Genomic DNA, 12,491 nt, shown 5'->3' with positions numbered 1-12,491 from the left:
CGGTATCAGGTTCTTCTTCGTCGATGAACCATCTACCGGAGACCTCGCCACATCCCGGGCACCAACACACCCCACCCGGATTTCAAAACACGCCCTAACAGCCGCTGGATACTCCACTAGAGCCGGTGCAGGAGGCGGTCGCCTAGCTCGATGACCCGTTTGGCGGTCAGCTCCAGGGCCGGTCCGGCCACGGTGATCTCCGTCATGGCGGTGCCGGGCACCTCCGCATCCTGCCAACCACCGGCGAACCAGACCTTCTCCTCCTCGGCGAGGGCGAGATTGGCGTCGTTGAGTGCCTCCGCGGGGTGCGGCAGCCAGAGCCGGAACTGGTGGGTGTGCGGCGGCGAGGGGAACACCTGGGCGCCGGGCAGCTCGGCCAACGCCTCGGCGATCGTCCGCGCGTGGGCGACGTAGCCGGCCAGTCGGGGCAGCTCGTACTCCAGCCCGTGCAGGGCGGCGAGCGCGGCCGGCCACTGCTGGAACAACGTACCGCCGTAGCGGTGTCGCCAGGCTCGGGCGTACCTTGCCAGCTCGGCGTCCCCGGCGAGGGCGGCGCCGGAGATGCCGCCGAGGGACTTGTAGAACGAGACGTAGGTGCTCTCCGCCAGCGCGGCGATCTCGGCCGCCGAGTGCCCGAGGTGGACGGTCGACTCCCAGATCCGGGCACCGTCCAGATGCACCCGGGCGCCACGGTCCCGGGCCGCCCGGGCGGTGGCCACCAGCTCCTCCCAGGAGGGCAGGACGAAACCGGCGTCGCGTAGCGGCAGTTCGAGCAGCAGCGTGCCGATCGGCTCGTCCAGGGCGGCGATCTCGTCGGCGTTCGGGTTGCGCGGCGCGCCGGTGGTCCGCACCGCGCGCAGACCGCCGAGCTGGGCGTACGCGTCCCGCTCGTGCAGCAACGGGTGGCTCAGCGGATGCAGGCCGACGCCGTACCGGCCGGTCAGCTCGGCGCCGTACCGCATGGCGACCTGCTGGGCCATGGTGCCCGTGGGAAAGAAGACCGCGGCTTCGGTGCCGAGCAGCTCGGCGACCCGTTGCTCGACCGCCGTCACCGCCCCGCCCTCGCCGTAGAAGTCGGGCAGCGTTCCGCCGTCGGCGCGTGCCCGGATCATGTCGAGCTGCTCGGTGACCGACAGTGGCCGCACCCCGGAGAGCACGGTGTCGCAGGCGCGCAGCGCGTTCAGCCGGCGGACCCGTTCGGCGTAGCTGTCGGTCACCGGACCTCCTTCAGCCGGCGCAGCCGGGTCACCGCCTCGGCCAGCACCTCCGGGCGTTTGCAGAAGGCGAAGCGGATCAGCCGCCGACCGGCCTCGGGATCGTCGTAGAAGACCTGCGTCGGTACCGCCACCACGCCGGACCGCTCGGGGAGCGTACGGCAGAACTCGATGCCGTCGGTGCCGCCGAGCGCGGAGACGTCGGCGGTGACGAAGTAGGTGCCCTCCGGGGCGAGCACGTCGAACCCGGCGTCGGCGAGGCCGGCGACCAATTGGTCGCGGCGGGCCTGCAGCCCGGCCCGGAAGGCGGTGAAGTAGTCGTCGGGCAGGGCGAGTGCCACCGCCACCGCGGGTTGCAGGGGCGCGGCGTTGACGAAGGTGAGGAACTGCTTGACCCGCAGGACCGCCGACACCAGCGCCGCCGGCCCGCTGGCCCAGCCCACCTTCCAGCCGGTGCAGGAGAAGGTCTTGCCGGCCGAGGAGATCCGCAGGGTGCGCTCGCGCATCCCGGGCAGCGTGGCCAGCGGCACGTGCCCACTCGCGGCGTCGGTGAAGGCCAGGTGCTCGTACACCTCGTCGGTGACCGCGTACGCACCGTGTTCCTGGCAGAGTTCGGCGACCAGGGCCAGCTCGTTCGGGGTGAACACCTTGCCGGTCGGGTTGTGCGGCGAGTTCAACAGCACGAGTCGGGTACGCGTACCGAACGCCGCCCGCAGTTCGGCCGGGTCGAAGGCGTACCGCCCGTCGGCCTGGGGACGCAGGGTGACCGGTCGTCGGGTCGCGCCGGCCAGGGCGATCGAGGCGGCGTACGAGTCGTAGTAGGGCTCGAAGCAGACCACCTCGTCGCCGGGCTCGCAGAGGGCGAGGATGGCGGCGGCGACGGCCTCGGTGGCTCCGGCGGTCACCACCACCTCGCCGTCCGGGTCGTACTCCAGCCCCCAGAACCGGCGTTGGTGGGCCACCACGGCAGTCCGTAGTTCTGGGATGCCGGGGCCGGGAGGGTACTGGTTGCGGCCGGCGCGCAGGGCCTCCGCCGCGGCGGCGAGCATCTCGGGCGGGCCGTCGGTGTCCGGGAAACCCTGCCCGAGGTTCACCGCGCCGGTACGCACGGCGAGGGCGGACATCTCGGCGAAGATCGTCGTCCCGAACGGACGCATCCGGGCCACCAGCGGGTCGACATCGCTGCTCGTCACGCCCGTCAGGGTACGGGTGCGTGCTGCCGGCCCGCCCGACACCGGATGGGCGCTTTGGCGCGCCGATCACCGCCATCGCCATATCGCTCAAATTCAGTGATTGTTTACCCGGCTTTCGAGCAGACATCGTGAGCGAAACTGGTTAGGCTGCCACCCATGTGTGGAATCGTGGGGTACGCCGGTGGACGACCGGCGCTCGGCATCGTGCTCGACGGCCTGCGGCGGCTGGAGTACCGCGGCTACGACTCGGCCGGCGTCGCCATCGTCTGCGACGGGGAACTGCTGACCGAGAAGAAGGCCGGCAAGCTGGCCAACCTGGAGAAGGTGCTCTCCGAGCGGGCCGCCGAGGACCCGGCCGGCTGCGCCGCCAGTCCGATCGGCATCGGTGACGGCACCACCGGCATCGGACACACCCGGTGGGCCACCCACGGCGGGCCGACGGACCGCAACGCCCACCCGCACCTGTCGCCCGACGGACGGGTCGCGGTGATCCACAACGGCATCATCGAGAACTTCGCCAAGCTCCGCGCCGAGCTGGAGGAGGAGGGCGTCACCTTCAACAGTGACACCGACACGGAGTGCGCCGCACACCTGCTCGCCGCCGCCTTGGCCGACCTGCGCGCGGCCGGCCAGCCCGACGGGCCGCAACTGCTGGCCGCCGCCATGCGCGTGGTCTGCCAGCGGCTGGAGGGTGCCTTCACGCTGCTCGCCGTCGACTCGGCGGTCCCCGGCGCGGTGGTCGGTGCGCGCCGCAACTCGCCGCTGGTGGTCGGCCGGGGTGACGGGGAGAACTACCTCGCCAGCGACGTCGCCGCGTTCATCGAGCACACCCGTGACGCGGTCGAGCTGGGCCAGGACCAGATCGTGCTGATCACCGCCGAGAGCATCGAGATCACCGACTTCGAGGGGCAGCCGGCCAGCGGCAAGGACTTCCACATCGACTGGGACTCCTCGGCCGCCGAGAAGGGTGGCTACGACTGGTTCATGCTCAAGGAGATCGAGGAGCAGCCGCAGGCCGTCGCCGACACGCTGCTCGGGCGGCTGACCGAGACCGGTGAGATCATGCTCGACGAGGTCCGCCTCAGCGACCAGGACCTGCGTGACGTCGACAAGATCTTCATCGTCGCCTGCGGCACCTCCTACCACGCCGGAATGGTGGCCAAGTACGCCATCGAGCACTGGACCCGGATCCCCTGTGAGGTGGAGCTGGCCAGCGAGTTCCGCTACCGCGACCCGGTGCTGGACCGGTCCACCCTGATCGTGGTGATCTCGCAGTCCGGCGAGACCATGGACACCCTGATGGCGCTGCGGCACGCCAAGGAGCAGAAGGCCCGGGTACTGGCGATCTGCAACACCAACGGCTCCACCATCCCCCGGGAGTCCGACGCCGTGCTCTACACCCACGGCGGCCCGGAGATCGCCGTGGCCTCCACCAAGGCGTTCCTCACCCAGGTGATCGCCTGCTACCTGATCGGGCTGCACCTGGCGCAGGTGCGCGGCGTCAAGTACGCCGACGAGGTGGCGGCCGTTGTCGAGCAGCTCCACCGGGTGCCGGACAAGCTGCGCGAGCTGCTCGGGCGGATCGAGCCGGTCCGCGAACTGGCCCGCGAGCTGCGCGCCGAGTCGACGGTGCTGTTCATCGGTCGGCACGTCGGCTACCCGGTGGCGCTGGAGGGCGCGCTCAAGCTCAAGGAGCTGGCGTACATGCACGCCGAGGGGTTCGCCGCGGGCGAGCTGAAGCACGGCCCGATCTCGCTCATCGACCAGGGCACCCCGGTGATCTGCATCGTCCCCTCCCCGGTGGGCCGGGGCATGCTGCACGACAAGGTCGTCTCGAACATCCAGGAGGTACGCGCACGCGGTGCCCGCACCATCGTCATCGCCGAGGAGGGTGACGAGTCGGTGGTCCGCTACGCCGACCACCTGATCCACGTGCCGCGTACGCCGACGCTGCTCGCACCGTTGGTGACCACCGTGCCGTTGCAGGTGTTCGCGGCCGAGATCGCCGCGGCCCGCGGGCACGACGTCGACCAGCCGCGCAACCTCGCCAAGTCCGTCACCGTCGAATAGCCGTCGGTCGGCCGTGGCGGTCGGGTCGACCGCCACGGCCGAGTCGGCGCCATCCGGTGCACATCGTGGCCGCGGCGGGGCGGATCAGTGGCCCAGCACCACCCGTGCCATGCCGTCCAGGGCCGGGTTGGCCGGATGCCAGTAACCGGTGTGGCCGTACCGGCCGCTGGGGAACGTCCGGCCGCCGAAGGACGCCTCGGCCGGGTCACGCCCGAACCAGCGTTCGTCACCCGGCCCGGCCAGCAGCCCGGCGACGGTGCCGAGCGGCGCGGCACCGAGCAGCGCCTGGCGGGCCAAATCGCCCGGCGGGCGGGTCAGCCGGATCACATCGTCCGGCGCGGTGCTGGCCCACACCTGCCCGGGTGGCAGCCCCAGATCGGCCGCGTGCGCCACGCCGACTCCGGGCGAGCCGACAAAGACCAGCGCGTCCGCGGCGAGGCCGTGGTCGCGGGCGGCGCTGCCCACCACCAGCGAGCCGTAACTGTGCCCGAGGACGGTCTGCCGGGCCGATGGGCCGTCGTGGGTGGCCCGCAGCCCTTCCTGGAACCGGTGCAGCGTCTCCCCGGCTGCGCGGGCCTGCCCGTCCCGGGCCGCCTCGTGCAGAAAGTCCGGGGCGTCGTAGTCCAGCCAGAGCACCGCCGAGGTCTGCTCACCCGGGGCCAGTTCGGCGCAGCGGGCCAGCACCCGCGCCGCCCGACCCAGCTCGCCGGTGGCATCGTCGAGCCCGGCGGTCATCCCCGGCACGTAGGTCAGCACCCCGGTCGCCCGGTCCGGGTTGCCCAGCGCGACCACCGCCCGGCCTTCACCGCCGACGTCCAGGCCGAGCAGGTACGCCCGTGGCTGCTCGGCCGACCCCAGCCGGGCGGCGAGCGCGTCCAGCCCGGTCAGCGCGGCCTCGACCGCACGCAGCCCGGTCAGCTCCAGCGGCCCTCGTGGCACCCGAGCCAGCAACTGCTCCCACCGGGCGAGCAGCGCCGCCCGCCGGGTGTCGAGCAGCAACCGGTTGGCCTGATCACGGGCGTCGGCGGGCACCCCGTCGAGCCGGCCGGTCAGCTCCGGCTCGTGCACCACCAACCATCGACGCTCGGCTGGCGTGAGCCCGGCCCACCAGAGCCGCACCGCACCGGGATCGGCGCTCGGCGGTGGACGGTACGACGGTGGCCGGGCCGTCCAGCCGGTACCGGCGGCCTCCGCCAGCCGGGCGAGGCGGGTCGCGGCATCCCGGTCGGCCGTGGCAGCCAGGTCCAGGGCGTTCCGCAGGGCCGTGGTCACCTGGAGCACCATGGGGCCGGAGCGGTCAGGTGACACCCGGGAAGGATCGGGGCGTACGCCACCCCGGCGGTCGATCAGCACACCGGCGGTGGCGGCCAACGTCACGGCCGCCGCCAGCTGGGCTCGGGCGGCCACCAGCCGCGCGGCGAACTCGGCGAGGACCTGATCCACCTCGATCGAGACCGGGACCAGCGCGGTCAGTTCGCGGCGCAGCCCGGAGAGCCGGGCGCCGGCCGACTCGGCGGCACTGCCCGACCAGCCGGTGCGCAGCGTCGCACCATCGTCGGTGAGCTCACCGGCCCGTCGTTCGACCAACCCGGCCAGGCTCGCCCAGGCCGAACCGGTGGCCTGCCACGCGGCCGGATCGACCGTCGAGAGCTGGGCGTAGTCGACCTGTCCCGGTGCGGCCGGGGCCGCCGCGGACGCGGTCACCGGGGCAGGGCGGAGAGCCGGGCGGCGGCGCGGGCATCCACCGACTCGTACGCCCCGGCGGCGGCGCGTACCGCGTCACCGGTCTCCGCGACCCGCGCGCCGAGCCGCCCCGACCAGGCGTGCACGGCCGCCTCCAGGCCGGCGAGTGCCCGCGCCGCCGACCATTCCCGGGCCGGTGGGGTCAACCCGGGCACGCCGGCCAGTCCATGGGCCAACCGGTACCCGGTGTCGCCCAGCGACCGCCCGACCCGGTGCAGCAGCTCCGGTCGTACGGTCAACTCCTCCTCGGCCATCGGATCCTCCCGCCCCGTGTCAGCACGACGCCGACGACGCTAGGCGGTCGCGGTGCCGGTGGCGGTGCCCTGTGGACAATCGACGGTGCTCGGGCTCCCTGCCCGTCCACAGGCATTGCCGCACGTGTCGCCGAGGGCTATCTTGTGGCCCCCGCGCCGGTAGGGTTGGCCAAGTGATCGTCGCCGTCGGCATCGACGTCGTGCTGGTCGACCGGTTCGCCCGGGCGCTGGCGCGTACACCGTTGCTCGCCGAGCGGCTGTTCACCGAGGCGGAGCGGCGCACCGCCGCCGGCAGCCGGCGGCCGCCGGAGTCGCTGGCCGCCCGTTTCGCGGCGAAGGAGGCGGTGGCCAAGGCGCTCGGTGCCCCGGCCGGGCTCAACTGGCACGACTGTGAGATCGTGCCGGACCCGGACGGGCGGCCCTGGTTGTCGATCTCGGGCACGGTCGCTGCGGCGGCCACCGAGCGTGGCGTCAATCGTTGGCATCTCTCGCTGTCCCACGACGGCGGGATCGCCTCCGCGATGGTGGTGGCGGAGCGCTGAGCGTCGGGCGCGCCTTTGGGCGCGGGAAACGGGGTGTGGCATGAGACCGGTCTGGCGGGTGGCGGACGTGCGCGCGGCCGAGGCGGCCCTGATGGCTACGCTGCCGCCCGGCACTCTGATGCAACGCGCCGCCGCCGGGTTGGCCCGCCGCTGCGCGTTGCTGCTCGCCGAGCGGGGCGGGGTGTACGGCGCGCCGGTGTTGCTGCTCGTCGGCTCGGGTGACAACGGCGGTGACGCGTTGTACGCCGGTGCTCGGCTCGCCCGGCGCGGTGCCGCCGTGTCGGCGTTGCTGCTCACCCCGGAGCGGGTCCACGCCGCCGGGCTGGCCGCGCTGCGCGCCGCCGGGGGACGGGTCGTACCGCGACCGCCGGCCGTGGTCGACGTGGTGCTCGACGGCATCGTCGGCATCGGCGGTCGCGGCGGGCTGCGGGAGACCGCGGAACAGTTGGCGGCGAGCCTGTTGCGGCACCGGGGGCGCGATGGCGAGCGGGCGACGGTCGTGGCGGTGGACGTGCCCAGCGGCGTCGCGGTGGACACCGGGGCGGTGCCGTTGACACCGTCCGGGCGTCCCAACGCGGTGTGCGCCGACGTGACGGTGGCCTTCGGCGCGTTGAAGCCGGCCCTGGCGGTCGGCCCCGCCGCCGCGCTGGCCGGCGAGGTCGAACTGGTCGACATCGGGTTGGTGCCGTGGCTGCGTGGCAGCCCCGCGCTGCACGTCGTGGAGTTCTCTGACGTGACCGACTGGTGGCCCGGGCTCGGCGCCGCCTCGGAGAAGTACACCCGGGGAGTGGTCGGGGTGGCCACCGGCTCCGCGACGTACCCGGGCGCGGCGGTGCTCTCCGTCGGCGGCGCGCTCGCCGGTCCGACCGGCCTGGTCCGATACGCCGGTGGCGCCCGGGACGAGGTGGTCCGCGAGCACCCTTCGGTGATCGCCACCGGTCGGGTGTCCGACGCCGGCCGGGTGCAGGCATGGGTGTGCGGGTCGGGGCTGGGCACCGACGACCGGGCCGCCACCGAACTGCGGACCGTGCTCGCCGCCCCGGTGCCGGTGGTGCTGGACGCCGACGCGCTGACTCTCCTGGTCGACGGCTCCCTCGCCGACCAGTTGCGGCGGCGCGACGCGCCGATCGTGGTGACCCCGCACGATCGGGAGTTCACCCGGCTCTGCGGGGAGGAGCCGGGCGACGACCGGGTCGCCGCCGCGCTGCGACTGGCCGCCTGGATGAACGCGGTGGTGCTGCTCAAGGGGGATCGCACGGTGATCGGCACGCCGGACGGGCGGGCGTACGTCAACCCGACCGGCACCCCCGCATTGGCCACCGGTGGCACCGGCGACGTGCTGGCCGGGCTGCTCGGTTCGCTGCTCGCGGCCGGGTTGCCGGCCGAACGGGCTGCCGCCGCCGCGGCGTACCTGCACGGGCTGGCCGGCCGGGAAGCGGCCCGGGGTGGCCCGGTGACCGCGCCGGACGTCGCCGCCGCGCTGCGTCCCGTGCTGGCCCGTCTGCCCTGACTACCCGCCGTGGTGATCAGCTCGGAAAGTAGGGTGGGAGCATGTGGCAGGCCGAGGTACGTGTCGACCTGGACGCGATCCGGGAGAATGTGAACCGGCTGCGCGCCGGCACCAACGCCGAACTGATGGCGGTGGTGAAGGGCGACGGCTACGGCCACGGCATGGTTCCGGCGGCCCGGGCCGCGCTGGACGCGGGAGCGGACTGGCTCGGTGTCTGCACCCTGGACGAGGCGCTGGCGCTGCGCGCGGCCGGCATCGAGGCCCCGGTGCTGGCCTGGCTGCTCGCGCCGGGGCTCCCCCTGCACAAGGGCGTCACGGCCGGCGTCGACCTGGGGGTCGCGAGCCTCCCGCAACTCGACGAGATGCTGGAGGCCAGCCGCGTGGCCGGCCGTCCGGCCCGGCTGCACCTGAAGATCGACACTGGGCTGGCCCGGGGCGGTGCGACGGTCGCCGACTGGCCGGCCCTGCTTGACGCCGCGGCGAAGGCGCAGGCCGACGGAGTGGTCGAGGTGGTCGGCGTGTGGAGCCACTTCGTGTACGCGGACTCGCCCGGTCACCCGACCACCGACCGGCAGCTGGCCGTCTTCCACGAGGGTCTGGCCATGGTCGAGCGGGCCGGGCTGCGCCCGCGCTACCGGCACCTGGCCAACTCGGCGGCCACGCTGACCCGTCCCGACACCCACTTCGACCTGGTCCGTCCGGGGCTGGCCGTCTACGGGCTCTCCCCGGTCGCCGGTGAGACGTACGGGCTGCGCCCGGCGATGACGGCCCGCGCCCGGGTGATGCTGACCAAGCGGGTACCGGCCGGCTCAGGCGTCTCCTACGGCCACACCTACACCACCGAGCGCGAGGCGAACCTGGCCGTGGTGCCGCTCGGCTACGCCGACGGGGTGCCCCGACACGCCTCGAACTCCGGACCGGTGCAGCTCGGCGGAGTACGCCGGACCATCTCCGGCCGGGTCTGCATGGACCAGTTCGTGCTCGACTGTGGTGACGATCCGGTGGCGGCCGGGGACGTGGCGACCCTGTTCGGCAGCGGATCCGAGGGCGAGCCCACCGCCGACGACTGGGCCGCGGCGGTCGGCACCATCAACTACGAGATCGTCACCCGGTTCGGCAGCACCCGGGTACCCCGCGTCTACGACGGCGATCGGGCATGACCGGTTGGCGCATTCCGCGACCCCGGACCACCGCCGGAAAGGCCGCCGGCCTGGTCGGTGCGGCGCTGGGGGTGGCCGCCGCCGGGCTGGCCGCCGGGGTGGCCACGGAGCGGGTGATGGTCCGTCGGCTGAAGGCGGACCCCACCGACCCGTACGCCGACGAGGTCTTCGGCGAGCAACGGTACGACGAGGCGTACCGGCTGGAGATGAGCGACGGCACCGACATCCACGTCGAGGTGGTTGAGCCGACCCGGCCGATCGAGGGCAACCCGACCGTGGTGCTGGTGCACGGATTCTGCCTGGACATGGGCACCTTCCACTTCCAGCGCAAGCTGCTCGCCGAACGGGGTGAACACCGGATCGTCGCGTACGACCAGCCCGGGCACGGCCGGTCGGGCCGGCTGGAGAGCGGCGAGTACGACCTGGCGGCGCTCGGTCGTACGCTGCGTCGGGTGATCGACGAGGCCGCCCCGGACGGGCCGCTGGTGCTCATCGGCCACTCGATGGGCGGCATGACCATCATGGCCCTGGCCGAGCTGTATCCGGAGATGTTCGGTGACCGGGTGGTGGGTACCGTGCTGATGGCCACGTCGGGCGGGCTGCTGGCGGAGACGAAGCTGGTCGCCCCCGCCCTGCTGGGCCGGGTCGGCGCGCCGGTGCTCTACATGGCCGGCAACGTCACCCGGTACGGCGGGGCGGTGATCGACCGGGCCCGCCGGTCGACCACCAACGTGGCCTGGCTGCTCACCCGCAGGTACGGCTTCGGCACCCGCAACCCGAGCCCCGCCCTGGTGTCGTACGTGGAGGAGATGAACTCGCGTACCTCCGCCGACACGGTGACCCGCTACCTGCGCACCCTGGCGACCCACTCGCGGTTCCCGGCGTTGGCCGCGCTGGAGGGCACACCGGTGCTGGTGATCGTCGGAGACAAGGACATGATCACGCCGCTGAACCACTCCGAGGAGATCGTGCGACGGTTGCCGCACGCCGAATTCGTCAGGATCCCCGACAGTGGGCACGTGGTGATGCTGGAGCACGCCGACGAGGTCAACGCCGCACTGATCCGCTTCCTCGACACCTGCGGACGGGACGACTCGTGAACGAGGTCGTGCTGCCGACCGTCGCGGACACGTACGCCTTCGGGCAGCGGCTGGCCGGATTGCTGCGCGCCGGCGACCTGGTACTGCTGACCGGCCCGCTGGGTGCCGGCAAGACCACGCTGACCCGGGGGATCGGGGCGGGGCTCGGGGTGCTCGGTGACATCACCTCGCCGACGTTCGTGATCGCCCGGGTGCACCGACCGGATCCGGCGGGCGGCCGAGACGTGGCGCTGGTGCACGCCGACGCGTACCGGTTGGGGGACGCCGGCGATCCCCGCGCCGAGATCGACGACCTTGATCTGGACGCCTCGGTCGAGGACTCGGTGACCGTGGTGGAGTGGGGCGAGGGACTGGTGGAGCAGTTGGCCGACGCGCACCTGCGGATCCGTCTGCACCGGCACGAGGACGACACCCGGGCGGTGGCGCTGGAGCCGGTCGGCGGCGACTGGGCGGAGCGCCTCGCGGCCCTCGCCGCCCTGGGCTGACCGCTGTCGTACCCGGTACCTACAGTGCCCGGAGACGATCCGACCGGTGAGAGGTTGCCGATGCCCGAGAACACCCCCGCTCTCGACCTGCTGGCGTTGCTCCCCGACCAGTGGCGGGCGGTGCTGACCCCGCATCTCGACCCGGTCCGCACGGCCGCGCTGGGTGAGTTCGTCGCCCAGGAGTACGCCAGCGGCACGGTGTTCCCGCCGGTCGCGGACCTCTTCTCGGCCTACCGGCTGTGCGCGCCGTCGGCCTGCCGGGTGCTGATCCTCGGTCAGGATCCCTACCACCGGGTCGGCCAGGCGCACGGGTTGAGCTTCAGCGTGCGTGAGGGCGTGTCGGTGCCGCCGTCGCTGCGCAACGTGTTCAAGGAGCTGGGCGAGGATCTGGGCGTGCCCAAGCCACGCAGCGGCAACCTCGACGGCTGGGCGGCGCAGGGTGTGCTGCTGCTCAACTCGGTGCTGACCGTGCGGCAGGGCACGCCCGGCTCGCACGCCAACCGGGGGTGGGAGGAGTTCACCGACGCGACCATCCGGGCGCTCGACGCGCTGGACAGGCGGGTGGTGTTCCTGCTCTGGGGCGGCTATGCGCGCAAGAAGGCGGCGCTTGTCACGAACCCGCAGCACGTGGTCCTGGAGGCGGGCCACCCGAGCCCGATGAATCCGCGGGGCTTCCTCGGCAGCCGGCCGTTCAGCGCGGCCAACAAGGCACTTGCCGACGCCGGCCTGCCCACCATCGACTGGGAGCGCTCGGCCGGCTGAGCCGTGTGCTCCTGCCCCCACGCCGCCCGCACGTACCAGCTGGCGGCATCCGCCTGGTTGGTCGGTGGAGCCGGTCGGACGACCTTCCTTGACTGACGTCGATCGTTGGATAACGATATCGGAAATATAGATGCTCGCTAACGTCTTCAGGTCTGGGGGTCAGCGGCGACGCACAGCAGCAGTGGAGCACCTACACAACCGACAGTCCGGCAGTTCGTACAACCATGGCGCGGCATCGACCCGTGGTGACCGTCCCTCAACCACTCGCGCCCCGCCGATCACGTCACGCCGCCTCTCGCAGGGAGAAGTACACCACCATGAACGAAGTCCCCACTCACCGTAAGAATCGCCGACGCGGCCGCGTCAGGATGCTGGCTGCCGCCGCCTTCGCCGCAGTGTTGGCCACCACCGGCACTGTCGCGATCTCGGCCAGCCCCGCCCAGGCCGAGGCTGACCGG

General features: G+C 72.9%; 11 protein-coding genes. 7 read left to right on the top strand and 4 right to left on the bottom strand.

What is annotated here, in order from left to right; translation table 11 throughout:
• Window positions 1-116: 116 nt before the first annotated feature.
• Both SM447_RS29030 and SM447_RS29025 read right to left on the bottom strand, forming a co-directional pair.
• Window positions 117-1,217 carry a threonine aldolase family protein gene (locus SM447_RS29030; RefSeq protein WP_474576066.1) on the bottom strand — a complete coding sequence of 367 codons (1,101 nt, stop codon included), beginning with the start codon at window positions 1,215-1,217 and terminating at the stop codon, window positions 117-119.
• Window positions 1,214-2,407 (bottom strand): pyridoxal phosphate-dependent aminotransferase, encoded by a 1,194-nt coding sequence (locus tag SM447_RS29025; RefSeq protein WP_474576065.1) that lies wholly within the window; start codon window positions 2,405-2,407, stop codon window positions 1,214-1,216. Before SM447_RS29025 ends, SM447_RS29030 begins: the two co-directional genes overlap by 4 nt.
• Before the next feature lie 156 nt (window positions 2,408-2,563).
• Between SM447_RS29025 and glmS the strand changes: the two genes are divergently transcribed.
• Window positions 2,564-4,477 carry a glutamine--fructose-6-phosphate transaminase (isomerizing) gene (gene glmS, locus SM447_RS29020; protein WP_474576064.1) on the top strand — a complete coding sequence of 638 codons (1,914 nt, stop codon included), beginning with the start codon at window positions 2,564-2,566 and terminating at the stop codon, window positions 4,475-4,477.
• 84 nt (window positions 4,478-4,561) lie between these two features.
• Here glmS and SM447_RS29015 read toward each other — a convergent pair whose 3' ends face one another.
• Both SM447_RS29015 and SM447_RS29010 read right to left on the bottom strand, forming a co-directional pair.
• The gene (locus SM447_RS29015) at window positions 4,562-6,181 is read right to left on the bottom strand and encodes an alpha/beta hydrolase (protein ID WP_474576063.1); all 1,620 of its coding nucleotides are present in this window, start codon (window positions 6,179-6,181) and stop codon (window positions 4,562-4,564) included.
• Window positions 6,178-6,474 carry a hypothetical protein gene (locus tag SM447_RS29010; RefSeq protein ID WP_474576062.1) on the bottom strand — a complete coding sequence of 99 codons (297 nt, stop codon included), beginning with the start codon at window positions 6,472-6,474 and terminating at the stop codon, window positions 6,178-6,180. The genes SM447_RS29015 and SM447_RS29010 overlap by 4 nt, the downstream gene beginning before the upstream one ends.
• A 173-nt stretch (window positions 6,475-6,647) precedes the next feature.
• On the opposite strand from SM447_RS29010, the gene SM447_RS29005 reads away from it, so the two are divergent.
• Genes SM447_RS29005 through ung form a run of 6 tightly spaced genes read left to right on the top strand, consistent with a single transcriptional unit; the run spans window position 6,648 to window position 12,033 of the window.
• Window positions 6,648-7,016 (top strand): holo-ACP synthase, encoded by a 369-nt coding sequence (locus tag SM447_RS29005; RefSeq protein WP_474576061.1) that lies wholly within the window; start codon window positions 6,648-6,650, stop codon window positions 7,014-7,016.
• A 40-nt stretch (window positions 7,017-7,056) separates the two neighbouring features.
• Entirely contained in the window at window positions 7,057-8,526 is a 1,470-nt protein-coding gene (locus SM447_RS29000) for an NAD(P)H-hydrate dehydratase (protein ID WP_474576060.1), read from the top strand.
• 41 nt (window positions 8,527-8,567) lie between these two features.
• A complete protein-coding gene (gene alr / locus SM447_RS28995) occupies window positions 8,568-9,686 on the top strand; it encodes an alanine racemase (protein WP_474576059.1) in 1,119 nt (372 codons plus the stop codon).
• Window positions 9,683-10,786 carry an alpha/beta fold hydrolase gene (locus SM447_RS28990; RefSeq protein WP_474576058.1) on the top strand — a complete coding sequence of 368 codons (1,104 nt, stop codon included), beginning with the start codon at window positions 9,683-9,685 and terminating at the stop codon, window positions 10,784-10,786. The genes alr and SM447_RS28990 overlap by 4 nt, the downstream gene beginning before the upstream one ends.
• On the top strand, window positions 10,783-11,271 hold the full coding sequence (gene tsaE / locus SM447_RS28985) for a tRNA (adenosine(37)-N6)-threonylcarbamoyltransferase complex ATPase subunit type 1 TsaE (protein WP_474576057.1): 489 nt from the start codon (window positions 10,783-10,785) through the stop codon (window positions 11,269-11,271). The genes SM447_RS28990 and tsaE overlap by 4 nt, the downstream gene beginning before the upstream one ends.
• Before the next feature lie 60 nt (window positions 11,272-11,331).
• Window positions 11,332-12,033, top strand: coding sequence for a uracil-DNA glycosylase (gene ung, locus SM447_RS28980; RefSeq protein WP_474576056.1), 702 nt, complete (start codon window positions 11,332-11,334; stop codon window positions 12,031-12,033).
• The last annotated feature ends 458 nt before the right edge of the window (window positions 12,034-12,491 follow it).

The sequence above is a fragment of the Micromonospora aridisoli genome, assembly GCF_056150025.1.
This window is presented reverse-complemented; position numbering and strand designations above follow the sequence as displayed.

What these genes read in the sequence shown, in the direction of transcription:
- SM447_RS29010 (WP_474576062.1), bottom strand. Translation starts at nt 6,474, where the DNA reads ATGGCCGAGGAGGAGTTGACCGTACGACCGGAGCTGCTGCACCGGGTC.
- SM447_RS28990 (WP_474576058.1), top strand. Translation starts at nt 9,683, where the DNA reads ATGACCGGTTGGCGCATTCCGCGACCCCGGACCACCGCCGGAAAGGCC.
- ung (WP_474576056.1), top strand. Translation starts at nt 11,332, where the DNA reads ATGCCCGAGAACACCCCCGCTCTCGACCTGCTGGCGTTGCTCCCCGAC.
- glmS (WP_474576064.1), top strand. Translation starts at nt 2,564, where the DNA reads ATGTGTGGAATCGTGGGGTACGCCGGTGGACGACCGGCGCTCGGCATC.
- alr (WP_474576059.1), top strand. Translation starts at nt 8,568, where the DNA reads ATGTGGCAGGCCGAGGTACGTGTCGACCTGGACGCGATCCGGGAGAAT.
- SM447_RS29000 (WP_474576060.1), top strand. Translation starts at nt 7,057, where the DNA reads ATGAGACCGGTCTGGCGGGTGGCGGACGTGCGCGCGGCCGAGGCGGCC.